The sequence below is a fragment of the Streptomyces sp. NPDC001348 genome (assembly GCF_053597535.1).
Genome location: NZ_JBSFIK010000027.1, coordinates 44,505 through 63,509 on the forward strand (window position 1 = coordinate 44,505; position 19,005 = coordinate 63,509).

The 19,005-nt window shown below is 72.5% G+C and carries 15 protein-coding genes; 10 read left to right on the forward strand and 5 right to left on the reverse strand.

Features of this window, described 5'->3' with window-relative positions; translation table 11 throughout:
• Both ACWC21_RS26060 and ACWC21_RS26065 read right to left on the reverse strand, forming a co-directional pair.
• On the reverse strand, window positions 1–1,467 hold the full coding sequence (locus ACWC21_RS26060) for a hypothetical protein (RefSeq protein WP_450885245.1): 1,467 nt from the start codon (window positions 1,465–1,467) through the stop codon (window positions 1–3).
• Between the two features lie 36 nt (window positions 1,468–1,503).
• A complete protein-coding gene (locus ACWC21_RS26065; protein ID WP_450885246.1) occupies window positions 1,504–1,755 on the reverse strand; it encodes a hypothetical protein in 252 nt (83 codons plus the stop codon).
• Window positions 1,756–2,323: 568 nt separating this feature from the next.
• On the opposite strand from ACWC21_RS26065, the gene miaB reads away from it, so the two are divergent.
• Complete coding sequence (gene miaB, locus ACWC21_RS26070; RefSeq protein WP_450885247.1) at window positions 2,324–3,850, forward strand: tRNA (N6-isopentenyl adenosine(37)-C2)-methylthiotransferase MiaB; 1,527 nt, start codon at window positions 2,324–2,326, stop codon at window positions 3,848–3,850.
• Window positions 3,851–3,878: 28 nt separating this feature from the next.
• Complete coding sequence (locus tag ACWC21_RS26075; protein WP_450885248.1) at window positions 3,879–4,592, forward strand: class III extradiol dioxygenase subunit B-like domain-containing protein; 714 nt, start codon at window positions 3,879–3,881, stop codon at window positions 4,590–4,592.
• A gap of 146 nt (window positions 4,593–4,738) precedes the next feature.
• Here the strand turns inward: ACWC21_RS26075 and ACWC21_RS26080 are convergent, their stop codons facing one another.
• Both ACWC21_RS26080 and ACWC21_RS26085 read right to left on the reverse strand, forming a co-directional pair.
• On the reverse strand, window positions 4,739–5,032 hold the full coding sequence (locus ACWC21_RS26080; protein WP_450885249.1) for an antitoxin: 294 nt from the start codon (window positions 5,030–5,032) through the stop codon (window positions 4,739–4,741).
• 26 nt (window positions 5,033–5,058) lie between these two features.
• Window positions 5,059–5,217, reverse strand: coding sequence for a gliding motility protein (locus tag ACWC21_RS26085; RefSeq protein ID WP_450885250.1), 159 nt, complete (start codon window positions 5,215–5,217; stop codon window positions 5,059–5,061).
• Between the two features lie 301 nt (window positions 5,218–5,518).
• Between ACWC21_RS26085 and miaA the strand changes: the two genes are divergently transcribed.
• The 6 genes from miaA to hflX all read left to right on the forward strand — a co-directional run bounded on the left by miaA (window position 5,519) and on the right by hflX (window position 13,896).
• Window positions 5,519–6,457, forward strand: a complete 939-nt coding sequence (gene miaA, locus ACWC21_RS26090; protein ID WP_450885251.1) for a tRNA (adenosine(37)-N6)-dimethylallyltransferase MiaA — start codon at window positions 5,519–5,521, stop codon at window positions 6,455–6,457.
• A 108-nt stretch (window positions 6,458–6,565) separates the two neighbouring features.
• A complete protein-coding gene (locus ACWC21_RS26095; protein WP_450885305.1) occupies window positions 6,566–7,069 on the forward strand; it encodes a hypothetical protein in 504 nt (167 codons plus the stop codon).
• Between the two features lie 140 nt (window positions 7,070–7,209).
• Window positions 7,210–8,079: a diaminopimelate epimerase gene (gene dapF, locus ACWC21_RS26100; protein WP_450885252.1), complete on the forward strand. Its 870-nt coding sequence runs from the start codon at window positions 7,210–7,212 to the stop codon at window positions 8,077–8,079.
• 283 nt (window positions 8,080–8,362) lie between these two features.
• Window positions 8,363–10,564, forward strand: a complete 2,202-nt coding sequence (locus tag ACWC21_RS26105; protein ID WP_450885253.1) for a RelA/SpoT family protein — start codon at window positions 8,363–8,365, stop codon at window positions 10,562–10,564.
• Between the two features lie 84 nt (window positions 10,565–10,648).
• Window positions 10,649–12,142, forward strand: a complete 1,494-nt coding sequence (locus ACWC21_RS26110) for a M1 family metallopeptidase (protein ID WP_450885254.1) — start codon at window positions 10,649–10,651, stop codon at window positions 12,140–12,142.
• Window positions 12,143–12,402: 260 nt separating this feature from the next.
• On the forward strand, window positions 12,403–13,896 hold the full coding sequence (gene hflX / locus ACWC21_RS26115) for a GTPase HflX (RefSeq protein WP_450885255.1): 1,494 nt from the start codon (window positions 12,403–12,405) through the stop codon (window positions 13,894–13,896).
• Between the two features lie 95 nt (window positions 13,897–13,991).
• Here the strand turns inward: hflX and ACWC21_RS26120 are convergent, their stop codons facing one another.
• Window positions 13,992–15,209 (reverse strand): trypsin-like serine peptidase, encoded by a 1,218-nt coding sequence (locus ACWC21_RS26120; RefSeq protein ID WP_450885256.1) that lies wholly within the window; start codon window positions 15,207–15,209, stop codon window positions 13,992–13,994.
• Between the two features lie 289 nt (window positions 15,210–15,498).
• On the opposite strand from ACWC21_RS26120, the gene ACWC21_RS26125 reads away from it, so the two are divergent.
• Window positions 15,499–16,974, forward strand: coding sequence for a diaminobutyrate--2-oxoglutarate transaminase family protein (locus ACWC21_RS26125; protein WP_450885257.1), 1,476 nt, complete (start codon window positions 15,499–15,501; stop codon window positions 16,972–16,974).
• Between the two features lie 62 nt (window positions 16,975–17,036).
• Window positions 17,037–18,998, forward strand: a complete 1,962-nt coding sequence (locus tag ACWC21_RS26130; protein ID WP_450885258.1) for an IucA/IucC family protein — start codon at window positions 17,037–17,039, stop codon at window positions 18,996–18,998.
• Window positions 18,999–19,005 lie beyond the last annotated feature (7 nt).

Genomic DNA, 19,005 nt, shown 5'->3' on the forward strand with positions numbered 1-19,005 from the left:
TCAGCCGAGAGGTGAGGCGTCGGGACGGTATTCCAGGCCCCGCTCCATGCCCGTCCGGGCCGGTGAGCGGGCGGGTGTGCGGCGTGCCGGAACGGTGAACCCGGCGTAGGCGGAGCCGGGCGGGACCAGCGTGCTCAGCTCCGCCAGGCGGTGCAGATGACGGTCGTGGACCAGCGGCCCGCCGACCGCGGCCTCCAGGAGCTCCGTGAACGGAACGTCCCCGCGCGCCTCGTCGTGGCCGGCCAGCAGGGACAGCGCGAGCAGGAGGTCGTCGTCCGCCGTCCCCGCCCGCCCCGACTGGTCGTGGGCCCCGGCCGTGCGCCAGACCCTCGCGACCCGGCCGAGAAGATGATGAGCGGGATCACGCACGGCGTCCAGGGGGATGCGCTCGTCCGGGAGCCAAGCAGCCCCGGCCATTCCCGCGGCGCGGGCCACACGGTCCGACTGTTCGTCGTACGCCGGGGTGTTCATCAGGTGGTACGCGTCGACAGCCGCCATGACGCTGATGGTGATCAGGCGTGCCGCCAGTTCGTGGTTGAGCTCGAGCAGTCCGCCGGCGTCGTCCGGTGACGGCAGGGTGAAGACGCCGCGTCCGCCGGCCCCGGCCTCCAGCTGTGCGATGTCCTCGGCCGTCCACTCCTCGGCCCTCGGGTAGCGCAACGCTCCCACCTGGCGCACCTCGCTCAGCGGGGTGAGGGCGTCCGGGACGAGGTGGCAGCCACCGATCCCGACGCTCAGGAACTCGCGATCCACGCCGAGCTCGACGACGACCGCGGGCAGGCCGGCCAGATCGCCCCGGTAGAGATCGGCGTCCGGCCACCGCAGCGGCCTCTGGGCCGGGCAGATCTTCGCGGCATGCGTCTCGTCCTGGTACTTGGCCAGGTCCGCCCGGACCCGCTCGCTCAGACCCGCCCAGGGCGTGGGCCGGCCGGGGGCGGCGTCCACGGGCGACAACAGGACGAGGAGCGGCCGGTGACACGGGTCGGGGTACGTCGCCAGGAAGCTCTCGCGGAGATGCCCCGGACCGTGGTCGAACGGGTAGTGCGCGTCGCGCTCCGCGATCCTGCGCAGCTTGATCTGCCTCTCGTGCGCATCGTCCGCCTGTTCGATCTTCAGGCGCCGTTCGGCCGCCGCGACCTGCTCCCGGTGCAGCCGCTCGGCACGCGCCTGTTCCTCCCGGAAGGCCCGTTCCACTCGGGCCAGTTCGTCCTGGCGGTTGCGTTGCCCGGTCTGCCGGGCCAGGGATACCAGGCCGCTGCCCGCGGCGTTCAGCCCGGCCAGGGCGATCTGCCGCCGGAAGGCCAGGGACGCCTGTTCCGCCGCGAAGGTCTGCTGTTCGAACTGCCGGTCGAGCGCCACGTCGGCCGAGTTCTGCGCTGCCACGTACTGCGCCCCGAACCGCACGGCTCCCTGCAGGAGCTGCGAACCGGCCTGGGTCAGCACCGCTGCCAGAACCTGCGTCACCATCAGGGCCACCCCTCCCCGGCCGTGTTCACGTACGGCTCATTGCTGGTCGGTGCTCTCCTCGTACGCCCATCCGGCGTACGCCGTGGCCCGGTCGTCGTACTCCCGCGCGTGCTGGGACGCCGACGCGGCGGCGTCCGCACGGCCGGCCGCCTCCTCCGGGTCACCGGCACCTGCCTCGAACTCGGCCCGGCTCCCGGCGTCCCCCGCCCGTACTTCTTCGTACCGGCCCCAGTCCGCGGCGTGCGCGCTCCGGCCGGCGTACTCCTCGGACCGGTCCCCGTCGTTCATGGCCCGTCCCCCTCACCGCTGCCGTCGCGGGGCTACAGCCTCGCGGCAACAGCACCGGTACGACAGGGGAGTCGGGCGGCGTGCGGAGGCGCCGAAGGGGCGTGCGACCTGCGCCTGCGCCGGGGAAGGGCGCTCGGGCGCCACCGGCCGGACGCTCGGCCGACGGTCCCGGGCTGTGCATCAATGGACGTCGGCCTGATCCTTCCCCGGCGACCAGGACGTGTTCAACGGCACGCAGCGGGACCTGCGGACTTCGCCGCCGACGGCACCTGCACACCGCCACCACCGGCCACCGCATGGCCGGTGGTCCAGCACGCGCCGGGTCACCCTCGCCGGACCACCTCGGCCACCGGGCGCGGCCAACGCGAACAACGACGTGATCGCCGCGGTCCTGGCCGGGACCGACGTACGCACCCGTGATCCGGCCGCGCCGCCACCACCGCCGAGCGCACCGACAGGCTGCCCCGGGCTGCTCCGGCCCGCGGCCCTGCTTGCCGGCGCCCCCTGCGGCCCTGCCCGGTACCGGAGCGCGGGCCGGGGCGCTCCGGGGACCGCCTACCCTTGACGCATGACCAGCAGCAGCGACCGGAGCCCGGCAGTGGATGTTCAATCGCCTAAGACATACGAGGTCCGTACCTACGGGTGCCAGATGAACGTCCACGACTCCGAACGGTTGTCCGGACTGCTCGAAGAGGCCGGGTACGTGCGCGCCCCCGAGGGGTCCGACGGGGACGCGGACGTCGTCGTCTTCAACACCTGCGCGGTCCGGGAGAACGCCGACAACCGGCTCTACGGCAACCTGGGCCGGCTCGCGCCGCGGAAGGCGAGCCGGCCCGGGATGCAGATCGCGGTCGGCGGCTGTCTGGCGCAGAAGGACCGGGACACCATCGTGAAGAAGGCGCCCTGGGTGGACGTCGTCTTCGGCACGCACAACATCGGCAAGCTGCCGGTCCTGCTGGAACGCGCGCGCGTGCAGGAGGAGGCGCAGGTCGAGATCGCCGAGTCGCTGGAGGCGTTCCCGTCCACGCTGCCCACGCGGCGCGAGAGCGCGTACGCGGCCTGGGTGTCGATCTCCGTCGGCTGCAACAACACCTGCACCTTCTGCATCGTCCCGGCGCTGCGCGGCAAGGAGAAGGACCGCCGTCCCGGCGACATCCTGGCCGAGGTCGAAGCCCTGGTCGCGGAGGGTGTCTCCGAGATCACGCTGCTCGGGCAGAACGTCAACGCCTACGGCTCCGACATCGGCGACCGCGAGGCCTTCAGCAAGCTGCTGCGGGCCTGCGGCACGATCGAGGGCCTGGAGCGCGTGCGCTTCACCTCCCCGCACCCGCGTGACTTCACCGACGACGTCATCGCCGCCATGGCCGAGACGCCGAACGTCATGCCGCAGCTGCACATGCCGCTGCAGTCGGGCTCCGACACGGTCCTGAAGGCGATGCGCCGCTCCTACCGCCAGGAGCGCTACCTGGGCATCATCGAGAAGGTCCGCGCCGCCATCCCGCACGCCGCGATCACCACCGACATCATCGTGGGCTTCCCCGGCGAGACCGAGGAGGACTTCGAGCAGACCCTGCACGTGGTGCGCGAGGCCCGCTTCGCCCAGGCCTTCACCTTCCAGTACTCCAAGCGCCCCGGCACCCCGGCCGCGACCATGGACGGCCAGATCCCGAAGGAGGTCGTGCAGGCGCGCTACGAGCGTCTCGTCGCCCTCCAGGAGGAGATCTCCTGGGCGGACAACAAGAAGCAGGTCGGACGCACCCTGGAGCTCATGGTCGCCGAGGGCGAGGGCCGCAAGGACGGCGCCACCCACCGCCTCTCCGGCAGGGCCCCCGACAACCGGCTGGTCCACTTCACCAAGCCGGAGCAGGAGGTGCGCCCCGGCGACGTGGTCACGGTCGAGGTGACGTACGCCGCCCCGCACCACCTCCTCGCCGAGGGGCCCGTCCTCGCCGTGCGCCCCACACGCGCCGGAGACGCCTGGGAGAAGCGCAACGCCGCCGAGGCCGCGGGGCCGGCCGGGGTGATGCTGGGGCTGCCGAAGATCGGCGTGCCGGCACCGCTGCCCGCCGCGACCGGCGGCTGCGGCTGCGACTGACGGCCCGGCCGACGTTACGCTGCCGGGCATGCTTGTCGCCGCAGCCGTTTGTCCCTGTCCGCCGCTGCTCGTGCCCGAGGTCGCCGCGGGTGCCGCGCCCGAGCTGGACGCGGCGCGCGCCGCGTGTGCGGAGGCGCTCGGTGTACTCGCCGCCGCCCGCCCCGATCTGCTGATGGTCGTCGGGCCCGCCGAGCTGGGCGGGCGCGGACCGCATCCGCAGGGAACCCCCGGTTCGTTCCGCGGCTTCGGCGTGGACCTCGAGGTGCGGCTGGGACCCGGCGAGGGGGTGGTGCCGGACCGCACGCTGCCGCCGTCGCTCGCCGTCGCCGCCTGGTTGCTGGAGCGCGTGGGTTGGGCGGAGGCGCCGGTCGAGGGGCTCGGCGTGGGTGAACCCCTCACGCCCGAGCGGTGCTTCGAGGCCGGCCGGGAGGTCGGCGCGCGGGCCGCGCGCGTGGGACTGCTGGTGATGGGCGACGCCAGCGCCTGCCGCACGCTCAAGGCGCCGGGTTACCTCGACGAGCGTGCCGCGCCCTTCGACGCCGAGGTCACACGGGCGTTGGGGGCTGCGGACGTGGCGGCGCTGAAGGCGCTGGACCCCGAGCCGGCGCACGAGCTCAAGGTCTCGGGCCGGGCCCCGTGGCAGGTACTGGCGGGTGCGGCCGAGGACGCGGCGCTGAAGGGGAGGCTGTTGTACGAGGACGCGCCGTACGGCGTGGGGTACGTCGTCGCGGCCTGGTCCTAACGGGCCGGCTCGTCCGGCCCGCCCCCGTCCGGCCCGCCGCGAACGGCGGACGCCCGGCCCGGCCCCGCCCGCCGCGCGGCGCGAACGGCGGACGGCCGGGAGCCGTCCCGCTCCGCGGCCGTCCGCCGTCGATGGGTCGTTGCCGGTCAGGAAGCCGGCGGCGGCACATCCTGACCTGTGCCGGTCCCGGTGTCGCCCGCCTCGGTGCCGCCCATGTGGGCGAGCCGGTCCATGGCGTGCTTGGCCTTCCCGGTGCCGGCGTGGATCCTGTCGCTGTACTTGCCCTTGGTCCGCTCGTCGACGGCCTTCGCGGCCTTGTCGATCCCGTGCTCGATCCGGTGCTCGATCCGGTCGATCGTGTCCCCGTGCTGGTGCGCGAAGTGCGTGACCTTGTCCCGGGCCGGAGCGAGCCTGACCTTCAGAGTGTGCAGAAGACCCATTGGTCCACCTTCCCTCGCGGAGGCGGTCACGTGCGGGCGCCGTCACCGGCCTCGTTGTCGGCGGCCTCGTCGGCGGACTGCTGCTTGGGGATCTCGGTGGCCCCGGCGGCGCCCGCCGGACCGGCCTCACCGCCTTCGGGGGCCCCGGCCTCCGTCGCCACCGTTCCGCTATCGGCCTCCGTCACCGCCGTCACCACCGGTTCCTCCGCCCCGGACCCGCCGGACTCCGTATCCGTCCGCGGCTCGGCGGCCGACGCGTCCTCCGTCGCCTTCGACCTCCGCAAAAGTCGCGCAAAAACACCCATATCCACTCCATACGTTACTAGTGCGGGAGAATCCCGCGCAGCCCGGTGCGCCCGTTTGCGCGACCCGGCTCACCGCCTCCGGACGCAGGCGGCAGGTACCTCGCAACGGGCAACGACCCCGGACCCGGGTCGTCACGTAACTCGTTCGAGGCGCGGTGGTGACGTTTGCGAGACTGGTGCGGTGAGCAGTGCACCCCCCACCCCCCGCGTCATCGCCGTCGTCGGTCCCACCGCGGCCGGAAAGTCCGATCTGGGCGTCTTCCTGGCCCGGGAGCTCGGCGGCGAGGTCGTCAACGCCGACTCCATGCAGCTCTACCGAGGGATGGACATCGGTACCGCCAAGCTGACGCCCGAGGAGCGTGGCGGCGTTCCGCACCATCTGCTGGACATCTGGGACGTCACCGTCACGGCCTCCGTCGCCGAGTACCAGAAGCTGGCCCGCGCGCGTATCGACGCACTGCTCGCCGAGGACCGCTGGCCCATCCTGGTCGGCGGTTCGGGTCTGTACGTGCGGGGAGCCGTCGACAACCTGGAGTTCCCCGGCACCGACCCCGAGGTCCGCGCCCGCCTGGAGGACGAGCTCGCGCTGCGCGGCTCAGGCGCGCTGCACGCCCGGCTGACCGCCGCCGATCCCGAGGCCGCGCGCGCGATCCTGCCCAGCAACGGCCGCCGTATCGTCCGGGCCCTGGAGGTCATCGAGATCACCGGCCGACCCTTCACCGCCAACCTCCCCGGCCACGACTCCGTCTACGACACCCTGCAGATCGGCGTCGACGTGACCCGGCCCGAGCTCGACGAGCGCATCGCACGCCGGGTCGACCGGATGTGGGAGGAGGGGCTCGTGGACGAAGTGCGCGCACTCCAGGCGCAGGGCCTGCGCGAGGGGCGTACGGCGTCGCGCGCGCTCGGCTACCAGCAGGTCCTCGCGGCGCTCGCCGGCGGGTGCACCGAGGAGGAGGCCAGGGCCGAGACCGTACGCGCCACCAAACGCTTCGCGCGCCGCCAGGATTCGTGGTTCAGACGCGATCCCCGGGTGCACTGGTTGAGTGGGGCCGCGGCGGACCGCGCGGAGCTCCCGCAGCTGGCCCTGGCATTGGTCGAACGACCGGTTACAGCCTGATCACGTCATGGCATCGGGATGCGCCGCCGGTCATCGCGGCCTCAGGTGCCGTGCCATCATCGAGCTTCGATCGACCAAGTGGAGTCCTAGTTGGGAGGGCGCGTGGCGATGGAGGCCGGCCCTCGCGACACCGCACGAAGCACCGAGTACGTGACCGTCGACGGCGGCGAACCGGAACTGGGCGAGAACCTGCTCAGCCCCGACGGTCCGGACGACACACCGGACGGTGTGACTGCCGACGGCCCCGAGCCCGAGGAGATGTACGCGAGCGGCCCTGAGGTGGAGGTCGAGCTGCGCCCGCAGCGGAGGCTGCGCATCTGGCAGCTCGCGCCCATCGTGGCGCTGGCCTCGGGGGGCTCTCTGATGTTCGCCTTCCCGCTGGCCTTCGACTTCGGAGACAGTGGTGCCGTCATCGCCATGCTCGGCCTGCTGATCTGCTGCTGCGCCGCGGGCTGGGGCATGATGGCCGCCCGCCGCGTCGGCTACACCTGGCCGGGCCTGCCGCCCCGGGGTTCCGGCCGTCGGCCCGACTGGCGGGTCGTGCTCGGATACGTACTGCTGGTGGCCGTGGTGGCGGTTCTCGCCGTGTGGCGGGTGGCAAGGCTTCGCTGAGGCGCCCCGGAAGGGGCGCGGGCCTGCGTCGACGTGCGGCTCCGCCGCGTGGGCGCGATCAGCCGCACACACCCCGCACCGTTCCTCCCGGCGCACCGCTCCACGGGCCCACCGGCGGAGCGCTCCCGTACGATCGAGGAATGAGCACGCGGATCGCCTTCCTCAAGGGTCACGGCACCGAGAACGACTTCGTGATCGTCCCGGACCCCGAGAACGCCATCGACCTGACCCCGGCCGCCGTCGCCGCCCTGTGCGACCGCCGCGCCGGCATCGGCGGTGACGGCGTGCTGCACGTCGTGCGGTCCGCCGCCCACCCGGAGGCCGGGGGCATGGCGGCCGAGGCCGAGTGGTTCATGGACTACCGCAACGGCGACGGCTCCATCGCGGAGATGTGCGGCAACGGGGTGCGTGTGTTCGCGCGCTACCTGCAGCACGCCGGGCATGTGGCCGAAGGGGACATCGCGGTCGCCACCCGAGGGGGCGTGAAGGCCGTCCACATCGCGAAGGACGGAGACGTCACCGTCGGCATGGGCAGCGCGCGCCTCCCCGAGGGGGACGTCACGGTGAGCGTCGGCGAGCGCAGCTGGCCCGCGCGCAACGTGAACATGGGCAACCCGCACGCCGTCGCCTTCGTCGACGACCTCGCGCACGCAGGGGACCTGCTCGCCCCGCCGCCCTTCAGCCCGGCCGCCGCCTACCCGGAAGGGGTCAACGTCGAGTTCGTGGTCGACCGCGGCCCCCACCACGTCGCGATGCGGGTGCACGAGCGGGGTTCGGGCGAGACCCGCTCCTGCGGTACGGGCGCGTGCGCCGTCGCCGTGGCGGCCGCGCGCCGGGACGGCGCCGATCCGGCCGTCACCGGTTCCCCGGCGACATACACCGTCGACGTGCCCGGCGGGCGACTGGTGATCACCGAGCGGCCCGACGGCGAGATCGAGATGACCGGCCCCGCCGTGATCGTCGCCGAGGGCGAGATCGACGCCGAGTGGCTGGAAAACGCGGTCCGTTGACCACGTGAACCGTTGTCTCGCACCGGCCTCGGCGCCCGGATCGGCGAACTCCGGCGACCGGACCGGTGCAAAACCAAGGCCCACCCCGGAACCCGTGGCGCAAAACCGTAAACCTTTCTTCCCTCGCTCGAATGGGTGATCCGTTTCACGCTCGGCGAGAGGCGGTCAGTCGGGCGTGGTGGGCTCGGTAGCATCAAGCACCGGCACGGACGGGGGAACGTCGCCATCCCTGAGCCGTGTATGCCCTGAGGCCCGTCCGCCGGTCAACGAGCCGGAGGTGCCCATGAGTACGGAGGCCACGAACCCTGCGACCCCTGGCCCTGTAGCCCCTACAGCGGCCCGCAGGAAGGCCCGCCCCCGGATCGACCTGCGCCGGCTCGGCCGGGCCGCGCTGCTCGGACCCGGCGCCCGCGACAAGCTGCCCGACGCGATCGGCCACGTCGCCGAGGCGCACCGCGCCCACCATCCCGACGCCGACCTCGAACCACTGCGCCGCGCCTACGTCCTGGCCGAGTCCTCGCACCGCGGCCAGATGCGCAAGAGCGGCGAGCCGTACATCACGCACCCGCTGGCGGTGACCCTGATCCTGGCCGAACTGGGCGCCGAGACGACGACACTGACGGCCTCTCTGCTCCACGACACCGTCGAGGACACCGACGTGACCCTCGATCAGGTGCGGGAGCAGTTCGGCGAGGAGGTCCGGTACCTCGTCGACGGGGTCACGAAGCTGGAGAAGGTCGAGTACGGGGCGGCGGCCGAGTCCGAGACCTTCCGCAAGATGCTGGTCGCCACCGGCAACGACGTGCGCGTGATGTCGATCAAACTGGCCGACCGGCTGCACAACATGCGCACCCTCGGCGTCATGCGGCCCGAGAAGCAGGCCCGCATCGCCAAGGTCACCATGGACGTCCTGATCCCGCTCGCCGAACGGCTGGGCGTGCAGGCCCTCAAGACCGAGATGGAGGACCTCGTCTTCGCGATCCTCCACCCCGAGGAGTACGAACACACGCGCGAGCTGATCGTCGGCAACGCACGCCGTCCGGACGACCCCCTCACGGAGGTCTCCGAAGAGGCCCGCGCGGTCCTGCGCGAAGCCGGAATCCAGGCGGAAGTCCTCATCCGCCCCAGGCACTTCGTCTCCGTCCACCGCGTCGCACGCAAACGCGGGCAGTTGCGGGGCGCCGACTTCGGGCGCCTGCTCGTCCTGGTCAACGAGGACGCGGACTGCTACGCCGTCCTCGGCGAGCTGCACACCTGCATGACCCCAGTGGTCTCGGAGTTCAAGGACTTCATCGCCGTACCGAAGTTCAACCTGTACCAGTCGCTGCACACCGCCGTCGCACGCGCCGACGGGCAGGTCGTCGAAATCCTCATCCGCACCCACCAGATGCACAAGGTCGCCGAGGCCGGGGTCATCGCGCTCGGCAACCCGTACGCGCCGCCCGCGGAGGAGCAGGCCGCGGGGGACGGCGAGCGGGTCGACCCCACCCGCCCCGGATGGCTGTCCCGCCTCCTCGACTGGCAGCGGGCGGCGCCCGACCCCGACACCTTCTGGTCCACCCTGCGCGAGGACCTCGCCCAGGACCGCGAGATCACCGTCTTCCGGCCCGACGGCGGCACACTGGGCCTGCCCGAGGGCGCCACCTGCGTGGACGCCGCGTACGCGCAGTACGGCGAGGACGCGCACGCCTGTATCGGCGCACGCGTCAACGGCCGTCTGGCGACCCTCAGCACCGTCCTGAAGGACGGCGACACCGTCCAGCTCCTCATGGGCCAGGACCCCGCCTCCGAGCCCTCCCGGGAGTGGCTCGACCACGCCCACACCCCGGCCGCCCGCATCGCCATCCAGCGATGGCTGGCGGCCCACCCCGACACCGGTGACGCGACGGCGGGGGAGACGGGGGAGGAGAGCTGGAGCGGTGCGGAGGCACCCGGCGTGGACGGCGTCCAGGGGCAGCCGGAAGCGGTGGCCGGCGGCAGCCCCCGCTCGGCGAACGGCCCCCTCGCCGAGGCCCCTCCCGCCCGCCCCGGAGCGGTCAACGCCGTCGTCGACCGGCCGGGGGCTGCCGTGCGGCTCGCCGGTTGCTGCACACCCGTACCGCCCGACGAGGTCACCGGCTTCGCGGTACGCGGCGGGGCGGTGACCGTGCACCGCGTGGAGTGCGCCGGAGTGGCGCGTATGAAGAGCACGGGGCGCGCCGAGGTGGGCGTGCGCTGGGGCGACGCCACCGCATGCCGGGTGACGCTGGTCGCCGAATCGTTCGGCCGCCCCCACCTGCTGGCCGACCTCACCGAGGCGATCGCCCTCGAGGGCGCCGAGATCGTCTCCGCCACCGTCGCCCCGCCGACCCAGCAGCGCGTCCGCCACACCTACACCCTCCAGCTCCCCGACGCGGCCCACCTCCCGGCCCTCATGCGGGCGATGCGGAACGTGCCGGGCGTCTACGACGTCGGCCGGGCGCAGCACCAGGGCCCCGATGCCTGAGGAACCCGGCCGCGGGGGCCCCATTCGGGTGGGCCGGTCGCGCGCCGTCACGGCGGCACGGGCGCGTACTGGTAGCCGTGGTCCATGCTGCCCACGCCCCGCACACCGGATCGGCGATCCGGCGTTCACCGTGCCCGCCCCCGCAGGCGAACCACCGCCCTCCTCGGCTCCGCCGTCTGCGTCAGTCTTCTCGCCGCGAGCGCCCCGGCCGCCCCGCTGGGCGTCGGCGACCGGCTCTTCCCGTACCTGGGCAACCCCGGGTACGACGTGGTGTCGTACGACCTGTCCTTCACCTATCCCGGCGGCAACGACAAACCCCTGCAGGCCGTCACCACGATCGACGCCCTGACGACCGCCCCGCTGGACCGGGTCAACCTCGACTTCGCGCACGGCACCGTCGAGTCCGTCCAGGTCGACGGCCGGCCCGCCGCCTTCGCCGGCGTCGGCGAGGACCTGGTGGTGACGCCCGAGAAGCCGCTGGCCGAGCGCAGCTGGACCCGGATCACCGTGCGGCACACCAGCGACCCCAGCACCGTCCAGGGCCGGGACGGCGGCTGGCTGCGGACCGCCGACGGGCTCGCCATGGCCAACCAGGCCGACGCCGCGCACCTGGTGTTCCCGTGCAACGACCACCCCTCCGACAAGGCGATGTTCACCATCCGGATCACCGCGCCCAACGACTACACGGCCGTCGCCAACGGTGTGCCGGCCGGCGTGGACCGGGTCGGCGGGTCCACCACCTGGACGTACCGGACCCAGCACCCCATGGCCACCGAGCTGGCACAGGTGTCCATCGGGCGTTCCGCGGTGCTGCACCGCACCGGGCCGCACGGTCTGCCGGTGCGCGACGTGGTGCCCGCCGCGGACCGCAAGGCGCTCGAGCCCTGGCTCGCGAAGACCCCGGACCAGATCGCCTGGCTGGAGAGCAAGGTCGGGCCCTACCCCTTCGAGACGTACGGTCTCCTCATGGCCCAGGCCGCCACCGGCTTCGAACTCGAGACGCAGACGCTCTCCCTCTTCGAGAAGAGCCTGTTCACCGGCTCCGCCTACCCCAGGTGGTACATCGAGTCGATCATGGTGCACGAGCTGTCGCACCAGTGGTTCGGTGACAGCGTGAGCCCTCGCACCTGGTCCGACGTGTGGCTCAACGAGGGGCACGCCACCTGGTACGAGGCCCTGTACGCGCAGGAGAAGGCGCACCAGTCCATGGCCGCCCGCATGAAGACCGCCTACCGCTCCTCGGACCGCTGGCGGGCGGCCGGCGGCCCACCGGCGCTGCCCAAGCCGCCGGCACCGGGCCAGAAGATCGGCATCTTCCGGCCCAACGTGTACGACGGTGCCGCGCTGGTCCTCTACGCCCTGCGCCAGGAGATCGGCAGCGCCGCGTTCGAACGTCTGGAGCGGACCTGGGTGCGCCGGCACCACGACGGCACGGCGACCACCGCCGAATTCACCCGTCTGGCCTCGGACATCGCCGGCCGCGACCTGACCGGCTTCTTCCAGGCCTGGCTGTACGGGGAGAAGACACCCCCCATGCCGGGCCACCCGGACTGGAAACCGGCGACGCCCAGGCGATAGCGGCGGGGCCGCGCCCCCTGCGCGGTGACGGCGGGGCCCGGGCGCCGTACCCGGGCGGCGCGGTTCGGCCAGGCCCCCCGGCCTGGTACCGGGGAATAAGGCGGTGACGAGACAGGGCCTGCCGTGGGACCATCTTCGGGTCGGCGCGGCACGGGGCACGGGAATTTCCCGGGGTACTCGTGCGTTGTGAACATCGGCGGACGAAGACCGCCACGGCCACCGGCGCCGCCAACCGGAATCCTCATCGACGTAAGGATCAAATGACCTCCTCTTCTTCCGCTTCCCAGGACACCAAGCGCTTCGCGCACGCCTACCCCGAAGGTCTTCGGGCCGATGCCCTGATGGAAGAGGACGTCGCCTGGAGCCACGAGATCGACGGAGAGCGGGACGGCGACCAGTTCGACCGCTCCGAGCGCGCGGCCCTGCGCCGTGTGGTGGGCCTGTCCACCGAACTCGAGGACGTCACCGAGGTCGAGTACCGCCAGCTCCGTCTGGAGCGGGTCGTCCTCGTCGGCGTCTGGACCTCGGGGACCGCGCAGGACGCGGAGAACTCCCTCGCGGAGCTCGCCGCCCTCGCGGAGACCGCCGGTGCACTCGTCCTCGACGGCGTGATCCAGCGCCGCAACGAGCCCGACGCGGCGACCTACATCGGTTCCGGCAAGGCCGTGGAGCTGCGCGACATCGTCGTCGAGACGGGCGCCGACACCGTCATCTGCGACGGTGAGCTCAGCCCGGGCCAGCTGATCCACCTCGAGGACGTCGTCAAGGTCAAGGTCATCGACCGTACGGCCCTGATCCTCGACATCTTCGCCCAGCACGCGAAGTCCCGAGAGGGCAAGGCCCAGGTCGCGCTCGCCCAGATGCAGTACATGCTGCCGCGACTGCGCGGCTGGGGTCAGTCCCTGTCCCGCCAGATGGGCGGCGGCAAGGGCGGCGGCCTCGCCACCCGTGGTCCCGGTGAGACCAAGATCGAGACGGACCGGCGCCGGATCCGCGAGAAGATGGCGAAGATGCGCCGGGAGATCGCGGAGATGAAGACGGGCCGCGAGATCAAGCGGCAGGAGCGGCGCCGCAACAAGGTGCCCTCCGTCGCCATCGCGGGCTACACCAACGCCGGCAAGTCCTCCCTGCTCAACCGTCTGACGGGCGCGGGCGTACTGGTCGAGAACGCCCTGTTCGCGACCCTCGACCCGACCGTGCGCCGGGCCGAGACCCCGAGCGGCCGGCTCTACACCCTGGCCGACACGGTCGGCTTCGTCCGGCACCTGCCGCACCACCTGGTCGAGGCGTTCCGCTCCACCATGGAGGAGGTCGGCGACTCCGACCTGATCCTGCACGTCGTGGACGGTTCGCACCCGAACCCGGAGGAGCAGCTGGCCGCCGTGCGCGAGGTGATCCGGGACGTCGGCGCCACCGACGTGCCCGAGATCGTCGTGATCAACAAGGCGGACGCGGCCGACCCGCTGGTGCTCCAGCGGCTGATGCGGATCGAGAAGCGCTCCATCGCCGTCTCGGCCCGCACCGGCCGGGGCATCACCGAGCTGCTGGCCCTCATCGACAACGAGCTGCCCAGGCCGTCCGTCGAGATCGAGGCGCTGGTGCCGTACACGCACGGCAAGCTCGTCGCCCGTGCCCACACCGAGGGCGAGGTGATCTCCGAGGAGCACACCGCGGAGGGCACCCTGCTCAAGGCGCGGGTGCACGAGGAACTGGCTGCGGACCTCGCACCGTACACACCCACTCCCGCGCTCTGACGCAGCACTGCTCATACGCACAACGGCGAAGGCCCGCCCCCGCTTGCCGCGGGGGCGGGCCTTCCGCACACCGGCGTCGGGCCGGCCCACCCGCACTACCGGCCGGCGAACTGCTTGCTGACCTTGTCGTACACGCCCTTGGCCACGTCACCCAGCCGCGGACCCGCCAGCCAGCCCGCGGACACCGGGCCGATGGAGGTGTTGGAGACCAGGGCCGGCTTGCCGTCCGAGCCGGTCTCCACCCAGCCGCCGCCGGACGAACCACCGGTCATCGTGCACCCGATGCGGTACATCGTCGGGTCCGTCTTCTGGATCGACAGCCGTCCCGGCTTGTCCTGGCACCGGTACGCCAGCTGGCCGTCGTACGGCGCCGCGGCCGGGTAGCCGGTCGCCGTGATGCTCTGCACCTTCGGCACGGCCGGCGCGTCGAAGTTCACCGGAAGCGCCGAACCGACCGTCTCCTCCAGGGACTTGCCGCTGTTGCCCTGCTCGGGCGTGACGTGGATGACGGCGAAGTCGTACGACGCGCCGTTCCCGCCGGTCTCACCGCCCTGCGAGATCCACTGCTGGGACGTCTGCGCCGCATCGGCCCACCAGACGCCGTACGGGGCGATCTGCTCCCTGGTGGCGCTCTCCAGCTGCTTGGCCGTCATGGCCGTGTTGTTGTACGACGGCACGAAGGCGATGTTGCGGTACCAGCCGCCGCTCTTTCCGGCGTGCACGCAGTGGCCTGCCGTCCAGATGAGGTTGGACTTGCCCGGGTGGGCCGGGTCCTCGACGACCGTCGCCGAGCAGACCATCGTGCCCTCGGGGGCGTCGAAGAACACCTTGCCGGCCGTGGCCGCGTTGGTGTGGTACGGCGCCCGCACCGCCTGCGCCCTGACCGGCGCCGGCGTCGGGTCCGTCACGCCCTGGTCACCGGAGATGTCGTTGTCGTCGACGCCCTTGTCCGGGTCCTCGGCGCCCCGCATACGGTCCGGGTTCCACAGGCCCTTGATGATCGGGTTGATGAAGTCGTTGGCCTCACGCAGCCAGTCGTCCCTGTTCCAGTTCTTCCAGGCGCCGTGCTTCCACTTGTCGATGTCGATCCCGTGCTCTTTGAGCTTGTTCCTGATGTCGGCAGGGATCCTGATCCTGCCGTCACCGGACACGGAAGCGGACGGCTTGGCGTCGGCGTTGTCGTCACCGTTGCAGGCGGTGGCGGTCAGTGCCAGCGCCGAGGCCAGGGCGACGGCCGCCAGCGCGGAGGAGGAGGTCCTGCGGGACCCCGCCCCCCTTCGGTGAACGGTGAACGGCGGCCGTATGGATCGCATGCTCTTGACTCCCCGTGATGTGACGGAACTCGGCGCTGCGCCCGTGCGGTCCGGCGGAACTCATGCGGAGTCCACGCCGCTCTCACAGGCGTCTGGGAACGGCATCACACACTATGCGTTCGCAGTGGGGGACTTCTGCCGTAACGGCTACGGTTCCGTCACGGCAAGGATCTTGAAGCAACCCGTAACCCGTCAGCCGGTCCGCGGTTGGTAGCGGTGAGGGGGCCTGCTGCCTGTGCCGGGTCCCCTGAGGGAGCAAGTCGCCTCTGGACAGCGGGAGGACAAGGCCGTGACCGTGACGGAATCGGTGTCCGGGGGAGCGCGTGGCGCACACGAGGGGATCCTGAGGCGGCAATCCGCGCGCGAGTCGGCGGCGCGCACCTACGCACGCGCCCTTCCCATCGTGCCGGTCCGGGCGCGCGGCCTGACCATCGAGGGCGCTGACGGCCGCCGCTACCTCGACTGCCTCTCGGGCGCGGGGACCCTCGCCCTGGGCCACAACCACCCGGTCGTGCTGGACGCCATCCGCAAGGTCCTCGACTCGGGTGCCCCCCTGTCCGTCCTCGACCTGGCGACGCCGGTCAAGGACGCCTTCGTCACCGAGCTGTTCCGGACCCTGCCGCAGGGCCTCGCCGACCGGGCTCGCGTGCAGTTCTGCGGACCGGCGGGCACGGACGCGGTGGAGGCCGCGTTCAAGCTGGTGCGCGCCGCGACCGGGCGTGCCGGCATTCTCGCCTTCACCGGTGCCTACCACGGGATGACCACCGGTGCCCTGGCGGCGTCCGGCGGAGCATGCGACGTACGAGTCGCCCGGCTGCCCTATCCGCAGGACTACCGCTGCCCGTTCGGCGTCGGGGGCCCACGCGGTGCCGAACTCGCCGCCCGCTGGACCGAGTCCGTCCTCGACGACCCCAAGTCGGGAGTGCCGCTGCCGGCCGGGATGATCCTCGAACCCGTCCAGGGCGAGGGCGGAGTGATCCCCGCCCCGGACGACTGGATGCGGCGCATGCGGCAGATCACCGCCGCCCGGTCCATCCCGCTGATCGCCGACGAGGTCCAGACGGGAGTGGGGCGGACCGGCACCTTCTGGGCCGTGGAGCACAGCGGTGTCACCCCGGATGTGATGGTCCTGTCCAAGGCCATCGGCGGCAGCCTCCCGCTGGCCGTCGTCGTCTACCGCGACGACCTCGACGTGTGGGAGCCCGGCGCGCACGCGGGTACCTTCCGCGGCAACCAACTGGCCATGGCCGCGGGAGCGGCCACCCTCGCCCACGTCCGGGAGAACGGCCTCGCCGAACACGCCGCCCGGCTCGGCACCCGCATGCTGTCCCAACTGGAAGCGCTCAGGGATGAGTTCGCGTGCATCGGTGATGTGCGGGGCCGGGGCCTCATGATCGGCATCGAGGTGGTGGATCCGGAACGGGACGGGGGAACCAACGCGGACGGACCGGGTGAGGCCCATAGGGTGCCGGGTCCCGCTGCCGGTCCCGAAGGTGATCCGGCGACGCCGACGGCCGCACCCCGGAATCCCCGCACTCCACGGCCCGCCGCTCCCGAACTGGCCGCTGCCGTCCAGCGTGAGTGCCTGCGTCGCGGCCTGATCGTCGAACTCGGCGGCCGCCACGCCGGCGTCGTACGGCTCCTCCCGCCCCTGACGATCAGTGACGAGCAGGCCGCTGCCGTACTCGACCGTCTCGCCGACGCGGTCGCGGCGGTGGCCCGCGGTGTCTCGCCGACCCGAGCGGCCGGGACACCCCGGGCCTGAGGCACGCCCCCTTCGCCCATGCCGCCGCCGAGCCCCTCCCGCACGAACCCGGAGAACCAGACTTGAACGCCATTCCGGCACCAGACGGCCGTTCCCGCGTCCCGCACCTCCATGCCCCGCACATCCCTTCTTCGCCCCCACCCGCCGCCGAATCGGTGCCCCGGCACACACCGCGGCCCCGGGAAGCCGAGCCGGCGAGGGGAACCACCACCGGCCCCCTGGAGCACCCGGACCCGCACACCGCCGCGCAGGCAGCCGCCGTGGACAACCTGCTCCGCTGCTGGGTACGAGAGGCCGACCTCCGTGAACCGCGCACCGGAGTCCTGCGCATCCCCCTTCCCGCCAGCGGCACGGCGCTGATCGCACCGGTGCACCACTGGTCCCCGGCCGGCTGGCACCGCTTCGGACCGCCCCGGTTCGCCGACGCCCCCGAGGGCGCCCCACCGCTCGACGCGGTGACGCTCACGGCCCTGATCAGCAGGGAGGCACACGCCCAGACCGACGGCACCGGCCCGGGCCCGGACGCCGTCACCGCCGAGGCCGTCACCGCCGACGGCGGTGACCTCGTCGCCCGCGTGGCCGACTCCCTCCGCCGCACCGCCACCTTCGTCAGCGACCGGCGCGCACACCCCGCCGACGGCCCCGACCACTTCCTCGCCGCCGAACAGGCGCTGCTGCTCGGCCACCCCTTCCACCCGGCACCGAAGAGCCGCGAAGGACTCACCGACTCCGAAGCCCGCCTGTACTCGCCCGAACTACGCGGCTCCTTCCCCCTCCACTGGATCGCCGTCGCCCCTTCACTGCTCGCGAGCGACTCGGCCTGGACCGAGCGTGGACGCGCCGTCCCGGCCGACCGGCTCACGGCCCGGCTCGCCGGCTCCGGGTTGTCCCTGCCCGACGGTTACGCCGCCCTGCCCCTGCACCCCTGGCAGTGGCGCGAGCTCCGGCACCGCGACACGACCGCCGCCCTCCTCGACGCCGGGCTGCTCAGGGCACTCGGCACCCACGGCTCCCCGTGGCACCCCACCTCCTCCGTACGCACCGTCCACCGGTCCGGCGCGCCCGCCATGCTCAAGCTGTCCCTCGGTCTGCGGATCACCAACTCCCGCCGGGAGAACCTCCGCAAGGAACTCCACCGCGGCGTCGAGGTGCACCGCCTGCTGCGCGGCGGCCTGTCCCGGAACTGGCAGGCCGCGCACCCGTCCTTCGACATCGTCCGCGACCCGGCCTGGCTCGCCGTCGACGACCCGGACGGCCGGCCCGTACCCGGACTCGACGTGATGATCCGGCACAACCCGTTCACCCCGTCCGACGACGTCTCCTGCGTCGCCGGACTCGTCTCGCCCCGGCCCCTGGCCCACACCGCCGTCGAGGACCACCGACCGCCGGCCGGGATGCCGCCCGTGCGCTCCCGGCTGGCCACCGTCATCACGCGGCTCGTCGAGCGCACCAGCCGAGCACGCGACGCCGTCGCCACCGAGTGGTTCCTGCGCTACCTGGAACAGGTGGTGCGGCCCGTGCTGTGGCTGGACAGCGAGGCGGGCATCGCCCTCGAGGCGCACCAGCAGAACACCCTGCTCCTGCTGGACGGCGACGGCTGGCCCGCGGGCGGTCGTTACCGCGACAACCAGGGCTACTACTTCCGCCAGTCCCGGCGTGCCGAACTCGAGGCGCGGCTGCCCGGGATCGGCGTGCACAGCGACACCTTCGTGTCCGACGAGGTCACGGACGAGCGCTTCGCCTACTACCTCGCCGTCAACAACGTGCTCGGCCTCATCGGAGCGTTCGGATCCCAGGGCCTGGCCGACGAGCACCTGCTGCTCGCCGCCTTCCGCCGCTTCCTCCGCGACGTGGCCTCGGGACCTGCCCCGCTGCGCACCTCCCTGCCCGCACTCCTGCTCGACTCGCCCGTGCTGCGCTGCAAGGCCAACCTGCTGACCCGGCTGCACGGCCTCGACGAGCTCGTCGGCCCGGTCGACACCCAGTCCGTCTACGTCACCATCGCCAACCCCCTCCACTCCTGACCCCACG